A 20,424-nucleotide genomic window follows, 5' to 3' on the forward strand; every position below is an offset into this window, starting at 1 on the left:
TATGCAGGCATAATTGATAGCTTCGCATTTAAATATAGTTAGAAGAAAGCGAGGAGAAAATTATTTCTCCTCGCTTTTATATTCCCACAGTTTCTTATTTCAACAAATCCAATGTATGTAAAAGTAATCCTCTGTCCCCTACTTCTCCATGACCAGGCACTACTAAGTTCATATTTCCATATCGGTTCAACACATTCTCAATCGATGTGGACCATTCATTTACATATGCATCAGCAACATTCCCTAAATCTTTAGCTTCCGCAGATTTCACTAAACAGCCTCCAGCTAAAATGTTGTATTGCGGTAACCATACGACAATATTATCTTCTGTATGCCCTTTCCCTGGATAGAACGTTTCTACTTTTATATTTCCAAACTTCATATTCGTAATTGTTTGTAAGTCTCCAAGTGGCTCTTCATATCCATTTTTCTTTGCTAGTTCCGCAGTTAATGCTGTACTATGCGCTTTAATGCCTCTTTCTTTCAACGTTTTAATTCCGCCAATTCGATCAGCATGCGCATGTGTAATAATAACATCCGTTACGCGCTTCTTAAATTTCTTTTCTACCATCTCTATTAGTTCCTTCGTTAACTTATCATCCCAAGAAGAATCGACAAGTACTAACCCATTAGAAGTAGTAAGAACTAGACCACTCGAAGGAACTGCTACTCCATTAAAATAACCTAGCTCAGTATGAACCCATACATTTTTATTTAACTGAGAAATTGAAATAGTTCCTGTCTCATTCTTTATTACTTTTTGCTCTAGCTTTTGTTCCGCTTTCACAGAAGAAATTGTGCTAACAAATTGAGTTGTTCCTAGCAAACTAACACATACCCCTAATTTTAATAATGTATTCTTTTTCATTTTCTCCACCCTTTCTTTCAAACTAAATAGTTATTACCTATATTAGACAGTTCATCTCAAATGTTTGTTCCATCTTTTTTTACATATTTTTCATACCATTAATAAAAAGCGCACAAAATTTTGTGCGCTTTTTAACTTTCCTTTTACCATTCACGTTTTTTATTAATCATCATTTTTTCTTCGAATGCCTTCTCTAAATCAATTTCTAACTTGTTTGCTAAATCACATACATTCCAAATTACATCAAACATTTCTAAACCAATCTCTCTTTTCGAATCTTGTATTTTATCACGCCTTAATATAACTTCCGCTAATTCACCTAATTCCGCCATCGCATACATCGTACGCTCTTCAATTGTTGTATCTTGAAATCCTTTTTCTTTACTGAAACTCGATACATATTGCTGGAATTCCGAAATATTCATATGTAATCTCCCTTCATCGTAAATATCTCATTTTTAATAAACTTAAAATCAAAAATGTATTTTGTTAAATTATAACATTCATACTATAATTTATTTATAGTCCATTAACGGAGGTGTTCTCAATGACTCTCTTCGCTTCTCCATCATTATTCATACTAGCAATCATTTCATTTGCATTAGCTTATTTCATCGGAGTAAAACAATACACTTGGCTCTTATCAGGATTCAATGAACGCCGTGTGTCAGATAAAGTTAATTTATCGAAGATAGTTGGTCTTTATAATTTAACCGCTGGTGTTATCGCCACAATTGGTAGTGTCTTCACTACCCCTAATGCAAAAATCGTATTTCCTATCATTATAATTGGCCACGTTATAATAGCTGCTTATGTAAATACACGTATGGTGCAGTGAAAAAAGATCACCCAAATGGATGACCTTTTTATAACTTATCAACATATTGCTTCGCTTCTAGTATTGAAAAACCAAATGCTTCTCTTACTCTCTTAACTGCCGTAACTGTTTTTCCTTCTTCCATAAGCTGCCGCAACTCTTTATTAATTTCGGGTTCTCTATCTATAATTCCCATTTCTTTCGTAATTAGCTGTAATCTATCTTCCATCCGCTTTAAACACGCATCCGTTTTCTTTTCGATTTTATTTAATTTTTCAACGATATAAATAAGCCCAAAGACCGCTATTGGTATGATCATCCAAAATTCCATGACTATTCCTCCTCACTAGCTTTCATATGTTTTATTTAAGTAACTTATGTAAATTTTACCACAGGACACATTTAATGTATAATAGTAATATACAACACTATTGATAAAGTGAAACTTTAATCAGTGGGAGTTTTACTGCCCGTTAATGCGGGATAAAACCTTTTATTTTAGGGGGACACTTTATGAAAAGATTTTTTAAGACGTTACTACAATTTGTAGTTCTTTCAATTGCACTACATTTGTTATTTGATATCGTTGGCTGGCTTGTTTTCAATGCGCCAATTAAAAACAAACAAATCTTTATTTCCTTTATAACAGCCTCATGGCTTATGTACATGTACAGAGATAAATTTTTTAAAGCATTTACTTCGAATTAACTTAAACTAAGAAAACACTTCATCGATAAAAGATGAAGTGTTTTCCTTTTCTCTCTATTTACTACTGTATAATAAAATTAATATTCTGTCTTTAAAAGAAAGGAGTCACTATGAACTTAAAAAGTAACAATATCTATGAGAAAATGAACCAATATTCTGTTGCAGGGTTAAGCTTTGCCGTTATACGTGACGGTAAACTTGATGAAGCTACTGCTTTCGGAACACTTGAATCTGGAACAACTAGAACTGTCACTACGAATTCCATATTCAATTCTTGTTCTATTAGCAAATTCATCACTTCAATGCTTGTACTAACGTTATCAGATCAAGGAATCGTACATTTAGATGAAGACGTAAATGATAGACTCACATCTTGGAACATCCCTACCAATCTATTTACTTCACAGAAAAAAGTAACGCTGCGAAACTTATTAAGTCACCAATCTGGAATCATTGATCCTCCCAATAGTTTTGAACATTATACACTTGCACAAGAACTACCTAAAATGGATGAGCTCCTTGCTGGTAAAACATTATATTGCCCAGTACCTATAGAAGTAACTTATGCACCAGAAAGCCAATTCCACTACTCTGACGCAAATTTTTGTATTATCGAACAACTACTTGAAGATATTACTGGGAAATCGTTCAACCTTTTACTTGAAGAATTTATTTTTCAGCCACTACAAATGAAAAATAGTACACTCTTCTCTCCCGAAGACATAGATAAAACCGATGCTTTTGCTTGCGGGCATAATAAAGATGGAACTGTAACAAATGAGAAGTATTCATTTTATCCATTCGCAGCAGCTTCAGGCGTTTGGACAACACCAACTGACTTATCAACTTTAATTATTGAGATCATTCAGTCCTTACAGGGAAATAGCAAACTGAAACTTTCTCAAAAAACTGTACAAGATATGATTTCTCCTCAAGGATGCACCAAATGGACTGGGTTAGGTGTTTTTCTAGAGTATTCTAATGAAGACTTACAAATTCATTCACTTGGCTGGGGTGTTGGATTTCAATGTATGATGGTATGTAATCCATACCGAGGTAATAGCGCTGTTATTATGACGAACTCGGATTTAGGTGTTCATCAAAAGGATGGGATTATTGGTGAGATTTTAAAATTGTTATCCTTATAATTAACGAAGTAAAACAAAGAAAGAAGCTGATTCTCCCAGCTTCTTTCTTTATATAACATTTTTCACCACAATTTTAATATGTTCTGGTGCGATAATTTCCGTTATACTTTCTTGGAAATCTTCATGCAGCAGTTCTTCAATATGTTCTAACTGCACTTCGACATGTGTGCATTCTAAATTATGTATGTTTAATAGTGCATAATGATCTTTCTTCTTAATTACTAAATATTGATTTTCTTCTGTTATGAGTACAGAACCTAATCGTATTCCTAGTAGACGTTGATCATCAAACTTCACAATATGTTCCCCTTCCCAACTGTGAATGTAATTACTATACAAAAAAGATATTTTAAGGAAATCAATCTTATATAGACTATATCATACTTTACTAAAATATAAAGTGAAACTTTAATCAGAGGGACTTTTGTCCCTCTGATTATTAGCCCTCACCAATCGAGCTTTTACGGGCAGTTGATCTCTCACCTAACTTCCTCGCATGTGCCGAATTTTGAGGTGGGGGATCTTACTGCCCGTTAATGCGGGATAAATATCATATTTTCTTTCAATAGAAATCCCCGTTTTTTTATATATTTCGATACAAAAAACTTTCTCAACAAAAAAATTATAATTTTCAGTTTTTTATTTCATGAAAATCTATTATACTAAAGCTAATAAACGTTTGAAATGTTTGACCTCTCCTAATTCATGTACATATGGATGATCAGTAGCTGTTGCTACTGATCTATTTTTTGATTTCAGAAAGCAAATACACCGCATCCTTTCCTACACCACAAATAAGCGCAGAACCCCTTTGAGATTGCCACGGCAGTCCAATATAATACAATCCTCTTACTGGACTCATTCCCTTTGTATGATTAGGAAATCCATTCATATTCACTGCCTTTTCTATTTCAATCCATTTATAATCTTGAACAAAACCAGTTGACCATATAATACTTTGTGCACTATACGTGCCACCATTCTGAAACATAATATTATTTCCTGATGCACTTACCACTTTTCCCTGTAGTTTTATTGCTCCACTACGAATAAGTTCCTTACCTTCAAAACCAAAAATGGGATCCTTTCGCTTCTGAAACCATTTTCCCCTCTTGGTATTTACTTCAGCATACAATAAACCTAATTTTTCTAACCAATTAAAAATGCTTTTTCTAAAAAGATGTAACGGTAAAAATGTTAATGGATGACTGATAGACATTTTTACTTCATGAGTTTTTGCAAGTTCTACTGCGATTTGCATTCCTGAATTCCCGCCACCTACTACTAGTACTTTCCCCTTAGAAATTTGTAATGGTGATTTATATTGTGATGAATGTATTTGAAAAATATGTGATGAAAGATGTTGTGAAAATGAGGGGATGAATGGTTGCTGAAAACCACCTGATGCGATAATAACTTTTTTCGATTGTAAAATTTCTGTAGGAGTGTGTAATTCAAATATTTCTTTCTCTTTTCTTATTTTTAAAACTTGAGTCTGTAATTGTACCGGCAATTGAAAATACCTTGCATATTCTTCTAAATAAATTGCAATTTCATCTTTACATGGAAATCCACTCCCTTCTCCTTTTAATATCATACCTGGTAAACTACTATATTCCCTTGGTGTGAAGAGCTGCAAAGAATCATAGCGGTCTCTCCAAGAATCGCCAATTCGGTTTCCCGCCTCAAGTAATAAGAAACTATATCCTCCCTGCTTCAAGTAGTATCCTATTGTTAATCCAGCTTGACCAGCTCCAATAATAATTAGGTCTTTCACTCTAATCCCTCCTCCTCTTATATATGAATACATGTTCACACATTCATATGTTTCCATAACCATAACATTTTATTTTTCTATAATTCAACATCTACATAAAATAAAAAGAGGAGTTTACTATAAAGTAAAACTCCTCTTCATTCTACCTTTCCAGTCTTTAGCGCTTGTGCCCAGTCCTGCCTTTCCTGTTGAACAGCTAACCCAGCTGCTTCTTCCCAATTATAAGGAACTGAAATTTGTTCAATTATCCATTCTCCAAAATTTTTTTCTATCACTACATATTTTGCGTGCGGAGTTCCTGACTCCATTTTATGCAAAACGGGTAATTCATCTTTGTATGCAGGAAGTCCTACACTCCCTGGATTTATAATGATTTTTCCGTTCGCTAAATAAACAACTCTAGGAATATGCGTATGACCACATACTATTATTTTTTGTTCTATATTTTGGAGTTGATCCATTATATTTTTTTCACTCTTTAATACTGCACCATTCTCGTCCATCTCTTCTAATAAATACACCTCATCTGAAGTTGGCGTACCATGACAAAATAAAATATCGTCTACAATAAATTGGGAAGGATGTTGTTTTAACCAATCTATATGATTTTTTGTTAATTGATTTTGGACAAAAGTTAGTGTAGCAGACTGCTCTTGTATAGGTTCCCAAAGCATGCGATCACAATTACCCTTAATATGTATCATCTCGTTACTCATTAATATTTCAATTGCCCCTAAAGGATCTAACGGCCCATACACACTATCACCTAAATTTATTATCATTTCGACCTTACGACGTGTAATATCTTTTAATACCGATTTTAAAGCGTGACTATTCCCATGAATATCTGAAATTATCGCTATTTTCATCTAAATCCCCACTTTAATATATTATTTATATCTCTCCTATTTATAAACATCCGCAGCCAATTCCCTCAAAACTTCTACATTCACAACTTCAAAACAACCATTACTTTTCTTGATTATCTCTTTATCACAAAAGGTATTCAATGTACGTAATAAATGCCGATAACTCGTTCCTAACAATTCAGCTGTTTCCGTTAAATTCCCACTAAATACAATTCGATTCCCGTGCTGAACAGCGCGTTCTCCTGCTGCTAATATGTAACTCGCGAGTCTATTTTCAAGTGGATATAGTAAATTAATTGTACTATTTTTTGAAAGACGATTTAATTTATGGGCTAAAGAACCGCAAATACATCTTAAAAATTTCGCATCATGAAATAATTGGTTTCTCACTTTCCCTAAAGGCAAACCAACACAATAAGAATCTGCCATGACTTGTACGTTTGAAGCAATCTTTTGAGAATGGATTAACTCAACATCTCCTAGTAACTGCAAACTATCATAAAAACATAATAATACGGATTTCCCGTTACTTAACGTATTAAACGCTTTCGCTTTTCCTTCAACAAAAAAATATAAATAGTCTATCTCTTCGTTTTCTCTGCAAATGAACTCATTCTTTTTAAAAAATATAAGTTCCATATATGGTCTCATATCACTACTAAAAAATGAATCAATATTATTTTGTTTCATATACTCTGCTAATTTATTAGAATTACATACTTTCTTCATAGTCCCCCACCTTTACAACTACTCCCATTGTAATCAAAATTTTCTTCTTCCACTATGACATATGTCATAGTAATACACAATTTCAGCATGATACAGTCATTACAAACATGAAATATAAAGGGGATATTACATTGTATAACTTTCTTTCTGTCTTTATTGGTATGCTTATTGCCATTATGCTCCCATTGAATGGGATTTTATCTGAGTCGACTGGCAATTATACAGCGAGTGTTATCATTCATCTTGTCGGTTTAATAGCAGTCATTTTCGTTTTAATCATTAACAAAAATAAAATCCATTTTGATAAAGGTATTCCACTTTATTTATATAGTGCCGGAGCCATTGGAGTTTTCACAGTACTTTTTAGCAATATAAGCTTCTCCGCTCTTGGTGCTTCTATTACCATTGCATTAAGCCTACTCGGTCAATCCATTGCTTCTATTATTATTGATCATTTCGGTTTATTAGGAATGAAAGTTGCAAAGTTTGAAAAGAAAAAACTAATTGGATTATTGTTCATTTCTTCTGGAATTATAGTCATGACAATTTATTAATGGAGGCAAGAAAATGTTATATATTTGTATCGCTATTTTAACTGGTGTTTCTATCGTTGTCGCTAGAATTATTAACGCGAATTTAGCAAAGGAAATTGGCAATTGGGAAGGTACATTTTTCAATTATATTACTGGATTATTTTTCTCCGCGCTATTTTTAATTTTCAGTTCAGATTCATTTTATATTCCAATTCATACGTTGCAATCCATTCCTATCGCTGTATACTTAGGCGGATTAGTAGGCGTTATCGTCATTCCATTATCAAACTATATTACTCCTAAAATATCTGCATTTTATTTAACATTACTCATCTTTATCGGACAATTATTTGCGGGGGCTATCATTGATTTCTTCCTGTCAAACGAACTCTCAATCGGCAAAATTATCGGTGGTATTTTCGTATTAATTGGGCTTACTTACAATTTACTCGTTGATCGTCCTATAAAAACCGTGAAGCATAATCACGTTCAACTATAATACTTTACGCTTACCTATCATATATTAATAGAAAAGCTCTTCACATGAAGTAATAGAGAGGAGAATATCCTATTAAAAAAGTCATTTCACTGCTAGGTAGCGCATTCATTTTTTTTGGAATCATATGGTTTTTAAACTCTGGAAAATCTATTCAAGATTTCTATACAGCAAGCAAACCAAAGAAGAAAGCTACTATTATTTCAACTCAAAGAGACCCAAATGCACCTCCTGTCTTTTTAGGAAAACAGGAAATAAAAGATATACATGTAGAGTCAATTAAAACAAAAAAATCTATCTTCCTTACAAAAACAGATGAATTAAAAACATTCATTAACAGTATGGATACAGCAAAAAAAGGCGATTTAACGCTAGATGAAGAAGGTTCTGATTTAGTAGATTGTAACATGTGGATTACTTTCCAAGATGGAACTTATAAACAATATTTAATTTGGATAGTAGATAACAACAGTAGTGAAGTCATGATTGCCCAGCAAAACTCTCCTGATGACGTAGATCTTACTTATTATCAATTAAACGAAGGTAATTCGAAAAAAGTATATAACTTATTTAAAAAGGTTATTTAATAGAAAAAGTCATGAGCTAATAGGCCCATGACTTTTTCTACTTATATATATTCTGGAAACACTTTACAGCTCTTTTCCTGCTCCATATCATGACCAAAGAAAACAATGGGGTTCTCTTTCATCACAACTTCTTTTAAACGTTTAATTGAAGATAAAGCTAATTCCGAATCAAATCCAGCGAACGGCACTTCATCTTCAAAATTTTCTTTCGTATAAGATGCATCAATCGTTAATAACACAGGACCGGATTTTTCAGTCTCAATTAATAGCGACTGATGCCCTGGAGTATGGCCCGGTGTAGACAATAATTGAACTCCTGGTACGACTTCATAATCGCCTTCAACGATTTTATAGTTCAAATGCGGCAATATACACTCTTTCAAATATTCTTCCCTATGCTGCGCCGCCTCATATTCAGCACGCTGCACAATGATTGGTGTATTTGTAAAAGCGCCATTTCCTCCCGCATGATCAAAATGCAAATGAGAGCTAATAATATAAAGAAGGTCGTCCGGCTCATATCCAACGCGTTTTAAAATATTCACGATTCTATCTTCTTCCGTCATTTTCGGTAAAATCTGGCCTTCAACAAATGTACCGTTAAAAAGACCTTCGTTATTAACCGCACTTTCTGGCATACCTGTATCTACTAAAATAGGCCCCTCTTCTGTCTCCAACAAATAGCACCATACAGGTAAATTCAATAAATTTCCTGGTGTGAGCGTACTATTAACAGAAGAATGATCTAACATACAACGACCTGCTGGGACGAAATAAAGCTTCTTTACTGTCATTATGTATCCACCTTTACATTTAGTTTTGAATAAAACAATACAGTAAAGAATTCCTCTTGTTAGAAATAAATTCCTTCTCACTTTTCATTGTTTCAGCTATTATCTTTTCAATTGTTCACAACGAATTTTGGGCATAAAATAACCGACTACCTACATGTCGAGAAAAGGAGTCGGCTATTTTTCTTGTTTATTATTCATTTACAGGCTCTTATATGCGGCGAGCAAGGATTATAAAAGATAATATACTATTTTATTTCACTGTAATACTTCCGTTATGTGTGTTTAATTTAATTTGATTTTCTCCCTTCCCAATAACGGCATTTCCATTATATTTATTCAGGATATTCGCTTTTCCATTGTCGACAGAGACATTAAATTGAACATTAGTTGGTTCTTTTTCAGTTTCAATATTAATCTTGCCATTGTGAGTCGTAAAATTGAGATTTCGATCAAGTTCATTTGTTTTAAGAGTAAGACTTCCATTCTTAGATTGCCCCTCTATTTCACCTTCAACATGATCTAGCATTATTCGTCCATTATTCGATTTCACATGAATATTTTGCGCCATTATATCTTTAAAGTCCATAATTCCATTGTTTGCTTCCGCAATAACTTTTTGCGAATTGATCTCTCTTAATTCAACACGCCCATTGCTTGTATTGATATTAAAATGTGTTACGTTTAGTTTTTTGGCAGAAACGTAGCCATTATTATTGGAAACTTTTAATGAATCATATTGCTTTTCAGGCAAATAAACATTTAATGTTAATGGCGCCAATACTTCGGAAATGTCGAAGTTAAACCATCTCTGTTGTTTTTCTTTGTATGAAATAAGAAGCGTCGAATCTTTCTCATCCGTAGCTAATGTTCTTTTTACGTTAGGATTAACTTCGCCATCTAATTTTACTTTCATGTTACTATCTGTTGTAGGATTGATGTTAACACGAACATTATTCGTATCGATAATGACGCTTGACACATTATTATTGTTAATGACCTTTTCTTCTGAAATTGGTACTGCAGCAATTGAACGAAAAGTGAGTAGACTTCCTATAATACCAATAATGAAAATAATACCTGCAATGATTGAAAGACTCTTTTTATTTATCATGCTTCAAACCACCTTTTACTAGTGCTATATTAAACTTTAAATAACGAACAAATCCATTCTTTGCTAGCTTCGTTAAAAATAACATAGCAATTACAATGAAATATCCAAGTCCACAAAGTGCTAAAGAAACGAAAAGATTAAATAGCAAGAATGTATTTGGATGTATAATAGTATCAACTAGAACAAGTAATGGTGAACCTAAAAATGAGATTCCTAGAACCCATCCTGAAAAAATCAATGCCGCTAATGTAATTGCAGGTCCAAGCACGATTAACAAATTGAAAAAACCTAATCCAATTACTGCCCAAATTGCCCGAAAAACATTTCCTGTTGTTGTACTTGCTGTTACTTTCTCAATATGATAATCTGCTAATAACTCTTTGGCGATTTGAGCTGGAGAACCTAATGAGGCTACAATTTCTTCTTCACTTTTCCCTTCCTCTAATCCGAAAGTAAAATGTTCTTCATAATCTTTTAAAATATCTGCACGCTCTTTTTCAGATAATCTTTTTAGAGATGCATTTAATTGTTGTAAAAATTTATTTTTCGTCATTACGTACACCTTCTTTTATTAATTGATTGACACCTTGTGAAAACTCATTCCATTCCTCCAAAAGTTGATACAAATACGTTCTACCTTTATCCGTCAGTTTATAATACTTCCTTGAAGGCCCTTCTGAAGACTCCTGTAAATACGTTGTAAAATATTCTTCTTTAGTTAATCTACGAAGTAGCGGATAAACAGACCCTTCTGATATTTCAATTTGATTGGAAATACTTCGAACTAATTCATACCCATAACGGTCTTGCTTATCAAGTAAGACAAGAACACAGAGTTCTAAAACTCCTTTTTTAAATTGTACATTCAATGTTCATTCACCCTATTCTAATTGGCATCTACTACTGTTTATTGTTTAGTACTGTTTTATAATAAGTAACTACATCTATAATATAACACTCGGTATTGTTCATTGCAAGGTACACTGGAAAAATAAGTATACCTTTCATCCGACGCCTATAAAATCAAAACGATGGCTCCTCTCCAGTTACAAAGTTCTAAATTAGGCTGAAACAAGCCTTTAACAAAATGGAAAGGACTCAACTTTTTTACATAATGACACTTTACCTACTATAATAAAAGAGAAAAACTCTTACTTTAATGGAGGGAATACAAATGAAAGCAATTGGTTTACATGAATACTTACCTATTGAAGAAGAAAACAGTTTAATTGATATTGAAGTTGAAAGACCTGTTGCCACAGGAAGAGATATACTCGTTAAAATTAACGCAATTTCCGTTAATCCAGTTGATACAAAAGTCCGATCCCCGAAGGATAAAAAAGAAGATGCAGCGAAAATACTTGGCTGGGATGCTAGTGGTGTTGTTATGCAAACTGGCGAAGGTTGTACATTATTTAAAGAAGGCGATGAAGTGTTTTACGCTGGAAGCATTACGAGACAAGGTACATACAGTGAATACCATCTAGTTGATGAAAGAGTCGTTGGTAAAAAACCAAAAACGTTGAGTGATGCTGAAGCTGCAGCACTTCCTTTAACAGCCATTACCGCATGGGAAGGTTTATTCGAACGTTTAGGCATTGATTATAATAAAAAAGATACGAACTCATTTAAAAATATTTTAATTATCGGCGGAGCTGGTGGTGTTGGCTCGATTGCTATTCAGTTAGCTAAATGGGCTGGACTAAACGTAATCGCAACCGCATCCCGCAACGAAACCATACACTGGGTTGAAAAATTCGGTGCCGATTATATCGTTAATCATCACCAACCTTTAAAAGATCAAATATTAGAGTTTGGGCTAAAAGATGTAGATTATATCTTCTGCTTAAACAATACAGATCAACATTGGCATGCAATGTGTGACCTCATTAAACCACAAGGGAAAATTTGCTCTATTGTAGAAAATGAGCATCCTCTTGAGATGGGGGTTTTAAAAAGTAAAAGTGCCACACTCGTTTGGGAGTTTATGTTTACAAAAGCGATGTATGAAACGGGTGATATGATTACGCAGCACGAATTATTAAACAAAGTGAGCGAATTATTAGATGAAGGTATCCTTCATACAACTTTAAACGATACGTTAACACCGATTAATGCAGAAAACCTTAGAAAGGCACATGCATTACTTGAGGGTGGACGTACAATTGGGAAGATTGTATTAGAAAAATTTTAATAAAAAAGTCCGATTTCTAAATAAGAAATCGGACTTTTTTATTACCTTTATTTACTTGAAATCTCTTGATCATTTTGAACGTCTAACGGAACACGCTTCCCTATTCCGAAAGCATAGAAACTAATTGTTACGATAGCTAAGAAAACAATACCTACAATTAGTGAAATACGAGTATCATCGTTAAACCACATTCCGATTAATACCATAATTAAAAAGGCAATTGTTAAATAGTTTGTAACAGGAGCAAATGGCATTTTGAATGGATGATCTTTCATCTCTGCTCCCTTTTCTTTTCTAAAACGGATTTGACTAATTAAAATGACAAACCATGGTACCATACCAGGAAGTACACTTGCACTATATACATATACGAATAAGTTTTTCGGTGCAATGTAGCTTAAAACAACACCCACCGCTAAACCGATAATTACGCCAACTGTACCGAATAAAGGTACACCATTTTTAGAAATTTTTGCAAAATATTTCGGTGCTTGTCCATTTACACCTAATGTATAAAGCATACGTCCAGCACTATAAATACCACTGTTACAACCAGACATTGCGGCTGTAATAACAACGAAGTTAATAAGTCCAGCAGCTGCCGTAATACCGACCTTCGCAAAAGTCGCTACGAACGGGCTACCAATTGAACTTAATTGATCCCAAGGATAAACAGTTACAATTACGAAAATAGCACCAATATAGAAAATTAGAATACGCCAAATTGTACTTTGAATTGCTCTTGTAAGTGTCTTCTTCGGATCTTTCGCTTCACCAGCAGTAATCCCGATTAATTCCACACCTTGATATGCCCCAACTACAAGTGATAGCGCAAAGAAAAATCCTGAAAAACCACCTGTGAAGAAACCACCATTTTTCCATAGATTAGATATACCAATTGCTTCTCCTCCGTTCCCAATTCCGAAGAAAATGAGACCGAATCCGGCAATAATCATTAATAAAATCGTAACGATTTTAATCATTGCAAACCAAAATTCAAATTCACCAAATGACTTAACCGAAATTAAGTTAGCAGCACCAAGAATAACCATTGCGATAATACCAGGTATCCAAGCTGGTAAATCCGGGAACCAATATTTCATATATGCCCCAACTGCGATAATCTCTGACATCCCAACGATAACCCACTGGAACCAGTTACTCCAGGCTGTCATATAACCAGCTAGCGGATGAATATACTTGTGGCCAAATGTCGCAAATGAACCTGTGCTTGGCTCCATATACAACATTTCTCCCATGGCACGCATAATGAAGAAGATAAAAATACCTGCAATTGCATAAGCAAGCATTACTGACGGACCTGTCCATTTAATCGTGCTGGCTGACCCCATAAACAAACCAACACCAATTGTTCCGCCTAAAGCAATCATTTGAATATGACGTGCTTCTAAACCTCGTTTCAATTCTTTGTTTGCCACTTCATTTCCCCCTCTTAGATGATTCATAGCCACATTTAAAGTAAGATGTTTTCCCCTAATTCCTCTTTGGCTTGAAAATGATGAAACAAACGTCATTTTAGACTAACTTTAAAGCTATCCTAAAATCTTATTCTGCCTCTTATAAAATCCCCAAAACCTCTCATCTTCCTATTTTCTATAAAACTTAAAATTGCTTACTTCATATTAATTCATTTATCTGAAAAGTTCAATTATTTTTTCAGTAAATTATTATATATTAGTTTGATTAATTTTTAACTAAATTAACAATAAAATACATCTATTCAATATGATTCTAGTATTAATATTATTACAATATAAATAACCGAGGAGAAAATATCCACCTCGGTTATTTATCACATACACATTAATGTGTATTGTTTATAATACACTTTTCCACCATTTAAATGAAATTCTTTTCTATTTCTATCATCATCTAAAATCTTACTTTCACCTTTTCTATTCGTTCTGCGCACACACCCACCAAAGGATTTAATATATTAGTAAAATTACCTACCTTTGCATACCAAATGCATTCTTCCATGCTTAATCAATCAATTCTCATTTCTGAAAAGTGATCCTTAATAGTACAAAAGCAAAGAAGCCCAGCAATTCATCACTGGACTTCTTCTTTATTTTCCAACAAAACTTCCTTATCAAAGCGAACAAATTTACTCTGTACTTCCATTCCAGCTGCTTCGTATACACGAGGTGCGCCTGTAATATTTTCAGAATCTACATTTAGATGAACTTTTGAAATCCCCTCTTCGTAAAATTGACCAAATGCATACTGTAACAGCGCTAATCCTAATCCTTCTTTCCGCTTAGAGCGCCTTACACCTAAGTGAGTAATTTCAGCTTTATTGTCAGTACCCTTTTTACTAAAGATAAAACCAATTACGTCACCCTCAAACATTGCTAGTGACCATAATGTAGGATGAAACCCATCTCTTTCAGTACGTTGCAAAAACTCTTCTAACGTAGAAGGCTGCGAATTCCAGTGGTCCGCAAAGGCTTCATTAAAAGCTCGATGTAATCCCTCATCATCCACACCAGATATGTAATGTCGCACAGTAACACCATTTGGCCATATTGGTGTTGAAACGTTCCCCTTCAATTCAATCCCCATTCCCCACCAAATACGAGTTGGAATAAAACCAGCTTCTTCTAATACTTTTTCCTCATAGTAATTATTTGCTTGTGTTACAATCGCACCCTGTAGGCATGATGAATTACCAACAAGCTCCTTAGCACGTTCTTCAAGCTTTGACCATATTACTTGTTCAATCCCTTGATTGATACAATTAGGATTTACAAATACGGCAGATGGGAACTGCCTTTCATTTCCTGTCAGAATTCCATAAGCAATTATTTCTTCTTCATTCATAACAGAGCAAGAACTTTTACTAACATCAATCCCTTTCCATGAATTAGTAATATCTTCTACCGTTGTATCAATTTCACCGTAAATGGCTTGATCATAAGTCGTACATAGTTTTAAAATTTGTTGTAAATCTTCTTGTGCAGTTGCTTTAACCTTTAGACCGTTCATATTGTACCTTCTTCTTTTTTAAGTTAATTAAATTTTAACACTATTCGAATAATTAGTTAACAAAGAATAAAAAAGAGTCTCATTTTCCAATGAGACTCTTTTCCTATTACATAATTAACCTGCTTTTTCAACTCGTTTACCCACAATAAACACCTTAGTAAACACTAACATGATAACTACAATAACAAGAAAATACAGAGGCATCACCATTAATGAACCTGTATGCAGCTGGCTCATTCTCCAAATTGTCACCGTCACTATTATATAGTACCCTAAGCTAAACAATGCTCCTGCTGTACCAATGACGTCCTGAAAATCTACTAAAGCTAAGCTAAGACAATTCGGTAACACTACCCCAATTCCTAATAGCAATATAAACATAGCTACTAAAAATCCAATCATATATATTATGTTGGGATTTGATCCAACTGAAGTAATAACAGTTAAAAGGATAGCTCCCCCTGTCATTACAAGACAACCGATATATATAATTTCCTCTGGTTTGTAAGTAGTAAGTAATCGTTTTGAAACTTTCGCCCCAATAATAGAAGCGGAAGCAACAACAATTCCTAAAAACCCGTACATACTAGGTGATAACTGAAAGTATTCAATAAAGATAAACGGCGCTTCTGCATAATAGCTAAATAAAACACCATTTGCTCCTCCAATTAATAACCCATATGTTACTACTTTCGGATTTGCAATTAATCTTTTTAACACTGAGAAAACATTTATTTTATCCGTTACTGCGCCCGTTTTTGTTTCCGGAAGAGAAACAAACGTATACAGCAAGATCCCAACACTCATAACTACTAAACTTAAAAACACCATTTTAAACCCAAACATTTGATCAAGAAAGCCACCAATTAACGGCCCTACCGCTGGTGTAAAAGCAATGACTGCCGAAATTTGAGCAAACATAACATGACGTTTATGCCCCTCTACACTTTCACGAAGAATCGTTTGTGTCACAACTGAACCAGCACTTGCTCCAAATGCTTGAATAAAACGACTAAACAATAAAAATTCAATAGAATTGGCAATATAGCATAAGAAACTTCCAGCGCCATATACTACAATTCCAAATAACATTGCTGGGCGACGACCAATTATATCTGATAACCATCCAATAAAAAATACACCTAAAGCAAATCCAGCAAAATAAACACTAAGCGTTAACTGTACCTCATTATTACTTACGTGCAACGCCTTTGAAATATCCGGTAAAGACGGTGTGTAAATTGTTTCACTAATTTGCGGAAATGCCACAAGAATAATCATTAACCAAAGTGATGGTACTGAGACTTTTTTCACTTTTAATACCCTCCTATAACTTTGAAAATCTCAGAAATGAATAGACTTTCCTTAGCTATGGAACAGGAGGGGCCATTATAGAAATTCGATCATAAAACAACAAAGAAAACACCTCAATTACGCATGTTAATACTTATAGGAGGGTAATATTAACATTGATTTTAAAATATAGTCTTTCAATTATATGATAGGTTGTGTTCGTTTTCTAGTGTTCATAATCTTAATATTTGTTAGTACACGAATGTCCTTTCAATTCTCTTGGAAAATTAATACGATTTGAAAAGCGCAACTAAACAACTGAAACGCCCCTTCAATTGTTAAAATCATTCTCACAATTGAAGGGGCGTTTTTTTATTGCTACATTTTCACTGATGGTTCTTTTTGATAGATAATTTCACCATCAATAATTGTTGTTTCTACCTTTAAATCTTTAATTTGATTTGGATCGACACTTAAAATGCTGTCATTTAATATAACTAAATCCGCCAACTTTCCGGCCTCTATGCTTCCTTTTATCTCTTCCTCAAAACTCGCATAAGCACCATTCCATGTGTATAGTTTAATAGCTTCCATTACGCTTATAGATTGATTAGCACCAACCTCCATTCCAGACTTAGTTTTTCTATTGACAGCAACATGAATTCCTAATAAAGGATTATAGTCAGTAACTGGTGCGTCCGAGCCACCTGCTGCAATGATGCCACGATCAATAAAATCACGAGCAGCGTACATGTGATTCACACGATCACCATAGTGTTCTACATATATCTCTCCGAATTCATATGGAAATGGAGGATTTGGAATTGGAATCATCTCAAGTTTTTTCATTCTCTCTTGTAAATCTGGTGAAGAAATTCCCGCGTGCTCGATTCGATGACGGTGATTTTTTCTTGGTGATTCTTCTAGCGCCCTTTCTACACAATTTAAATACATTTCAATAGCTTTATCGCCTTGTGCATGTACAGTGATTTGATAACCTTTTTTATGCGATTCACCTAAAACACGATAAATTTCTTCCTCACTATAATAAAGAATGCCATAATTGGTAGGGTCACTCGAGTACGACTTACGGGTTGCAATTGTAGGCCCAGTGCTACTTCCATCTGTAAACAATTTAGCTGGTCCAACTTTGAATCTCTCATCTCCGGTACCAGTTACCACACCAGCTTCGACCATTTTATTAACAAATTCATGGGAGTTATTTATTTGACATATCATTGCATATATTCGGACACGAATATCCCTACTCTTCACAGCTCGTTGTAGTAAACGAAAACTCTCCGGTCCATCTCCACCTGCGTCATGTATACTTGTTATGCCAGCTGCAACGAAATGATCTGATGCAATTTTCACAGCCTTCATCATTTCACTTTCTGTATAACTTGCAACCTCGCTCATACTCATATTTGCTGCTTCAATTAACTTTCCTGTAAGCCTTCCTGCCTGATTCTTTTCAATAACTCCCCCATTCGTATCCGGTGTGTTCTCGTTAATTTGCGCAATTTCTAATGCTTTACTGTTCACCACGCTTATGTGGTGACAAGTACGAGTTATAATAATAGGGTGTTCAACTGAAATTTCATCCAACTCAGTAATTGTTGGATAACGCTTTTCCTTCACAGCGGTTTCATTAAAGCCCCAAGCACGTATCCATTCACCTTTTGGCGTTTCTAAGGCCTTCTTTTTCAGATCATCTAACAAAGCATCGATAGAATCAATATGTTCAGCTTTACAACTGACAGCCAACTGATTTAGTCCATGAGAAATGATGTGAAGATGGGAATCAATGAATCCAGGAAGAAGCGTTTTCCCTTGCAGGTCAATTACATCCGTATTTTCTCCTATAAAACTCTTAACCTCCTGATTTGAGCCAACAACTACGATATGATTATCTTTTATTGCTACAGCTTCGACTACTGCATTCTTTTGGTCTACTGTAATAACTTCTCCATTTATCAATACAACATCAGCTTTCATAAACTCAACCCTTTCGGAATTACTCTTTTTGAGTAATTCATTCAGTATTTAAAGTTATATCTCCTAATAGGCTCATCCGCTTTTTAACAAGATTTATCAATAATTAATTAAAGTTGAGCTAAACATTCTTTCATTGTTTTAACGATAAAAGTAAAGTCTTCCTCTGTGATGCTTAATGGAGGTGCAAGCTGTAAAATATTATTGTAACCTGCAACAGTGTCACCATTTTTACCAATAATTAGACCTTTTTCTTTACAAGCATTGATGACTTTGTTCATCTTTTCAATGGAAGCCGGTTCTTTCGTTTGCTTATCTTCCACTAGTTCAATGCCTAAAAGAAGACCCTTTCCGCGAACATCACCTACGTTTGGATGCTCTTTTACATCCTCTAGCTCATATAACAGTCGTTCACCCAATTCTTTGGAACGTTCAATGAGTTTCTCATTCTCCATAATTTCTAAATTCTTCAAAGCTAAAGCGCAAGCAGCAGGATTTCCTCCGAACGTATTTACATGGCGGAAGCGATCATAATCATCACTACCTACGAATGCCTCATAAACCTCTCGTCTAACTGCTGTTGCTGACAAAGGAAGATACCCACTTGTAATACCTTTTGCCATTGTAATGATATCTGGTTTGACGCCATAATTCATAAATCCAAATGGCTTCCCTGTTCGTCCAAATCCACATATAACTTCATCACAAATGAGCAACGCACCGTGCTTCTCGCAAATTTCTTTTACTTTTTCCATATATCCATCAGGAGGCATTAAAATTCCGCCCCCTGTAATAATTGGCTCCATAATCACACCGGCTACTGTTTGGCTTAACTCCCATGTCATGACACGATCGATTTCATTAGCACTTGCCAGTGTATGAACATCATCTAGATTTCGATACGTATCCGGCGGTGCTACATGCAGGAATCCTTGCCCGAGTGGTTCATATTTATACTTTCGCTGTGCTTGCCCTGTTGCTGCAAGAGTCCCCATTGTGTTACCGTGATAGGCACGGTAGCGGGAAATAAACTTATAGCGTCCATGATCACCTTTTTGTTGATGATATTGACGAGCAATTTTAAATGCTGTTTCATTCGCTTCCGATCCACTGTTAGAAAAGAAAATGACGTATTCATCATCAAGCCATTCATTCAATTTTTCTGCTAATTTAATAGCAGGAACATGACTTTGTGTCAGAGGGAAATATGGCATTTCTTCAAGCTGTTCAAACGCCGCTCTTGCAAGCTCTTTTCGGCCGTATCCAACATTCACACACCAAAGACCAGACATACCGTCTAAATAACGGTTTCCATCAATATCCGTCACCCATGCCCCTTCTGCTTTTGTGATAATTAAATTCGTTGGACTAGGGGCTGCTCCTCTCATTGCATGCCAAAGGTATTTTTCATCTGTTTTTTTCAAACTTTGTGTTTTCTCTGTCGCTTGCACAATTACCAGCTCCATTCTATCTTTTTATGGTTTTACATCACGCTT

The 20,424-nt window shown here is 34.6% G+C and carries 23 protein-coding genes; 7 read left to right on the forward strand and 16 right to left on the reverse strand.

Going from position 1 to position 20,424, the window contains the following annotated elements:
• Positions 1–94 precede the first annotated feature (94 nt).
• A complete protein-coding gene (gene bla2 / locus ABH957_RS05570) occupies positions 95–868 on the reverse strand; it encodes a BcII family subclass B1 metallo-beta-lactamase (protein WP_002137546.1) in 774 nt (257 codons plus the stop codon).
• A gap of 143 nt (positions 869–1,011) precedes the next feature.
• Positions 1,012–1,293 carry a MazG nucleotide pyrophosphohydrolase domain-containing protein gene (locus ABH957_RS05575; RefSeq protein WP_219303217.1) on the reverse strand — a complete coding sequence of 94 codons (282 nt, stop codon included), beginning with the start codon at positions 1,291–1,293 and terminating at the stop codon, positions 1,012–1,014.
• Between the two features lie 122 nt (positions 1,294–1,415).
• Here ABH957_RS05575 and ABH957_RS05580 point away from each other — a divergent pair, with 122 nt between their 5' ends.
• Entirely contained in the window at positions 1,416–1,706 is a 291-nt protein-coding gene (locus ABH957_RS05580; protein WP_404510723.1) for a DUF3784 domain-containing protein, read from the forward strand.
• Positions 1,707–1,734: 28 nt separating this feature from the next.
• Here ABH957_RS05580 and ABH957_RS05585 read toward each other — a convergent pair whose 3' ends face one another.
• Entirely contained in the window at positions 1,735–2,016 is a 282-nt protein-coding gene (locus ABH957_RS05585; RefSeq protein WP_404444270.1) for a hypothetical protein, read from the reverse strand.
• A gap of 182 nt (positions 2,017–2,198) precedes the next feature.
• Here ABH957_RS05585 and ABH957_RS05590 point away from each other — a divergent pair, with 182 nt between their 5' ends.
• Complete coding sequence (locus ABH957_RS05590) at positions 2,199–2,393, forward strand: hypothetical protein (protein ID WP_002087600.1); 195 nt, start codon at positions 2,199–2,201, stop codon at positions 2,391–2,393.
• A 110-nt stretch (positions 2,394–2,503) separates the two neighbouring features.
• Positions 2,504–3,541: a serine hydrolase domain-containing protein gene (locus ABH957_RS05595; protein WP_404510725.1), complete on the forward strand. Its 1,038-nt coding sequence runs from the start codon at positions 2,504–2,506 to the stop codon at positions 3,539–3,541.
• A gap of 48 nt (positions 3,542–3,589) precedes the next feature.
• Here ABH957_RS05595 and ABH957_RS05600 read toward each other — a convergent pair whose 3' ends face one another.
• The 4 genes from ABH957_RS05600 to yeiL all read right to left on the reverse strand — a co-directional run bounded on the left by ABH957_RS05600 (position 3,590) and on the right by yeiL (position 6,916).
• Positions 3,590–3,838 carry a hypothetical protein gene (locus tag ABH957_RS05600; RefSeq protein WP_002087603.1) on the reverse strand — a complete coding sequence of 83 codons (249 nt, stop codon included), beginning with the start codon at positions 3,836–3,838 and terminating at the stop codon, positions 3,590–3,592.
• A 445-nt stretch (positions 3,839–4,283) separates the two neighbouring features.
• Positions 4,284–5,318: a flavin-containing monooxygenase gene (locus ABH957_RS05605; protein WP_404510727.1), complete on the reverse strand. Its 1,035-nt coding sequence runs from the start codon at positions 5,316–5,318 to the stop codon at positions 4,284–4,286.
• A 137-nt stretch (positions 5,319–5,455) separates the two neighbouring features.
• Entirely contained in the window at positions 5,456–6,187 is a 732-nt protein-coding gene (locus tag ABH957_RS05610) for a metallophosphoesterase family protein (RefSeq protein WP_404510729.1), read from the reverse strand.
• Positions 6,188–6,223: 36 nt separating this feature from the next.
• On the reverse strand, positions 6,224–6,916 hold the full coding sequence (gene yeiL / locus ABH957_RS05615; RefSeq protein ID WP_404444258.1) for a transcriptional regulator YeiL: 693 nt from the start codon (positions 6,914–6,916) through the stop codon (positions 6,224–6,226).
• Positions 6,917–7,023: 107 nt separating this feature from the next.
• Here yeiL and ABH957_RS05620 point away from each other — a divergent pair, with 107 nt between their 5' ends.
• The 3 genes from ABH957_RS05620 (at position 7,024) to ABH957_RS05630 (ending at position 8,532) form a co-directional block, all read left to right on the forward strand.
• Positions 7,024–7,470 (forward strand): DMT family transporter, encoded by a 447-nt coding sequence (locus ABH957_RS05620; protein ID WP_404444255.1) that lies wholly within the window; start codon positions 7,024–7,026, stop codon positions 7,468–7,470.
• 13 nt (positions 7,471–7,483) lie between these two features.
• Positions 7,484–7,948, forward strand: a complete 465-nt coding sequence (locus tag ABH957_RS05625) for a DMT family transporter (RefSeq protein ID WP_404444252.1) — start codon at positions 7,484–7,486, stop codon at positions 7,946–7,948.
• Between the two features lie 89 nt (positions 7,949–8,037).
• Positions 8,038–8,532 carry a hypothetical protein gene (locus ABH957_RS05630; RefSeq protein ID WP_404444333.1) on the forward strand — a complete coding sequence of 165 codons (495 nt, stop codon included), beginning with the start codon at positions 8,038–8,040 and terminating at the stop codon, positions 8,530–8,532.
• A 41-nt stretch (positions 8,533–8,573) separates the two neighbouring features.
• On the opposite strand, the gene aiiA is transcribed toward ABH957_RS05630, so the two are convergent.
• From aiiA to ABH957_RS05650, 4 genes are all read right to left on the reverse strand, one after another.
• Entirely contained in the window at positions 8,574–9,326 is a 753-nt protein-coding gene (gene aiiA / locus ABH957_RS05635) for a quorum-quenching N-acyl homoserine lactonase AiiA (RefSeq protein WP_404444249.1), read from the reverse strand.
• Between the two features lie 250 nt (positions 9,327–9,576).
• Positions 9,577–10,437, reverse strand: a complete 861-nt coding sequence (locus tag ABH957_RS05640) for a DUF4097 family beta strand repeat-containing protein (RefSeq protein ID WP_404456701.1) — start codon at positions 10,435–10,437, stop codon at positions 9,577–9,579.
• Complete coding sequence (locus ABH957_RS05645) at positions 10,427–10,990, reverse strand: HAAS signaling domain-containing protein (protein WP_404444243.1); 564 nt, start codon at positions 10,988–10,990, stop codon at positions 10,427–10,429. The genes ABH957_RS05640 and ABH957_RS05645 overlap by 11 nt, the downstream gene beginning before the upstream one ends.
• On the reverse strand, positions 10,977–11,306 hold the full coding sequence (locus ABH957_RS05650) for a PadR family transcriptional regulator (protein WP_002137567.1): 330 nt from the start codon (positions 11,304–11,306) through the stop codon (positions 10,977–10,979). The genes ABH957_RS05645 and ABH957_RS05650 overlap by 14 nt, the downstream gene beginning before the upstream one ends.
• Before the next feature lie 305 nt (positions 11,307–11,611).
• Here ABH957_RS05650 and ABH957_RS05655 point away from each other — a divergent pair, with 305 nt between their 5' ends.
• Entirely contained in the window at positions 11,612–12,631 is a 1,020-nt protein-coding gene (locus ABH957_RS05655; protein ID WP_404456698.1) for a zinc-binding alcohol dehydrogenase family protein, read from the forward strand.
• 47 nt (positions 12,632–12,678) lie between these two features.
• On the opposite strand, the gene ABH957_RS05660 is transcribed toward ABH957_RS05655, so the two are convergent.
• The 5 genes from ABH957_RS05660 to ABH957_RS05680 all read right to left on the reverse strand — a co-directional run bounded on the left by ABH957_RS05660 (position 12,679) and on the right by ABH957_RS05680 (position 20,394).
• Positions 12,679–14,070: an amino acid permease gene (locus ABH957_RS05660; protein ID WP_404444237.1), complete on the reverse strand. Its 1,392-nt coding sequence runs from the start codon at positions 14,068–14,070 to the stop codon at positions 12,679–12,681.
• Between the two features lie 634 nt (positions 14,071–14,704).
• On the reverse strand, positions 14,705–15,640 hold the full coding sequence (locus ABH957_RS05665) for a GNAT family N-acetyltransferase (RefSeq protein ID WP_404510731.1): 936 nt from the start codon (positions 15,638–15,640) through the stop codon (positions 14,705–14,707).
• 114 nt (positions 15,641–15,754) lie between these two features.
• On the reverse strand, positions 15,755–16,954 hold the full coding sequence (locus ABH957_RS05670; RefSeq protein ID WP_404444231.1) for a multidrug effflux MFS transporter: 1,200 nt from the start codon (positions 16,952–16,954) through the stop codon (positions 15,755–15,757).
• Positions 16,955–17,311: 357 nt separating this feature from the next.
• Entirely contained in the window at positions 17,312–18,931 is a 1,620-nt protein-coding gene (locus tag ABH957_RS05675) for an amidohydrolase (protein WP_404510732.1), read from the reverse strand.
• Between the two features lie 107 nt (positions 18,932–19,038).
• On the reverse strand, positions 19,039–20,394 hold the full coding sequence (locus ABH957_RS05680) for an aspartate aminotransferase family protein (protein ID WP_404510734.1): 1,356 nt from the start codon (positions 20,392–20,394) through the stop codon (positions 19,039–19,041).
• Between the last annotated feature and the right edge of the window lie 30 nt (positions 20,395–20,424).

The sequence above is a fragment of the Bacillus sp. RC242 genome (assembly GCF_044908245.1).
GTDB lineage: Bacteria > Bacillota > Bacilli > Bacillales > Bacillaceae_G > Bacillus_A > Bacillus_A mycoides.

Coding starts and splice junctions, on each gene's coding strand:
- bla2 (WP_002137546.1), bottom strand. CDS start 868: ATGAAAAAGAATACATTATTAAAATTAGGGGTATGTGTTAGTTTGCTA.
- ABH957_RS05575 (WP_219303217.1), bottom strand. CDS start 1,293: ATGAATATTTCGGAATTCCAGCAATATGTATCGAGTTTCAGTAAAGAA.
- ABH957_RS05580 (WP_404510723.1), top strand. CDS start 1,416: ATGACTCTCTTCGCTTCTCCATCATTATTCATACTAGCAATCATTTCA.
- ABH957_RS05585 (WP_404444270.1), bottom strand. CDS start 2,016: ATGGAATTTTGGATGATCATACCAATAGCGGTCTTTGGGCTTATTTAT.
- ABH957_RS05590 (WP_002087600.1), top strand. CDS start 2,199: ATGAAAAGATTTTTTAAGACGTTACTACAATTTGTAGTTCTTTCAATT.
- ABH957_RS05595 (WP_404510725.1), top strand. CDS start 2,504: ATGAACTTAAAAAGTAACAATATCTATGAGAAAATGAACCAATATTCT.
- ABH957_RS05610 (WP_404510729.1), bottom strand. CDS start 6,187: ATGAAAATAGCGATAATTTCAGATATTCATGGGAATAGTCACGCTTTA.
- yeiL (WP_404444258.1), bottom strand. CDS start 6,916: ATGAAGAAAGTATGTAATTCTAATAAATTAGCAGAGTATATGAAACAA.
- ABH957_RS05620 (WP_404444255.1), top strand. CDS start 7,024: ATGAAATATAAAGGGGATATTACATTGTATAACTTTCTTTCTGTCTTT.
- ABH957_RS05625 (WP_404444252.1), top strand. CDS start 7,484: ATGTTATATATTTGTATCGCTATTTTAACTGGTGTTTCTATCGTTGTC.
- aiiA (WP_404444249.1), bottom strand. CDS start 9,326: ATGACAGTAAAGAAGCTTTATTTCGTCCCAGCAGGTCGTTGTATGTTA.
- ABH957_RS05640 (WP_404456701.1), bottom strand. CDS start 10,437: ATGATAAATAAAAAGAGTCTTTCAATCATTGCAGGTATTATTTTCATT.
- ABH957_RS05645 (WP_404444243.1), bottom strand. CDS start 10,990: ATGACGAAAAATAAATTTTTACAACAATTAAATGCATCTCTAAAAAGA.
- ABH957_RS05655 (WP_404456698.1), top strand. CDS start 11,612: ATGAAAGCAATTGGTTTACATGAATACTTACCTATTGAAGAAGAAAAC.
- ABH957_RS05665 (WP_404510731.1), bottom strand. CDS start 15,640: ATGAACGGTCTAAAGGTTAAAGCAACTGCACAAGAAGATTTACAACAA.
- ABH957_RS05675 (WP_404510732.1), bottom strand. CDS start 18,931: ATGAAAGCTGATGTTGTATTGATAAATGGAGAAGTTATTACAGTAGAC.
- ABH957_RS05680 (WP_404510734.1), bottom strand. CDS start 20,394: ATGGAGCTGGTAATTGTGCAAGCGACAGAGAAAACACAAAGTTTGAAA.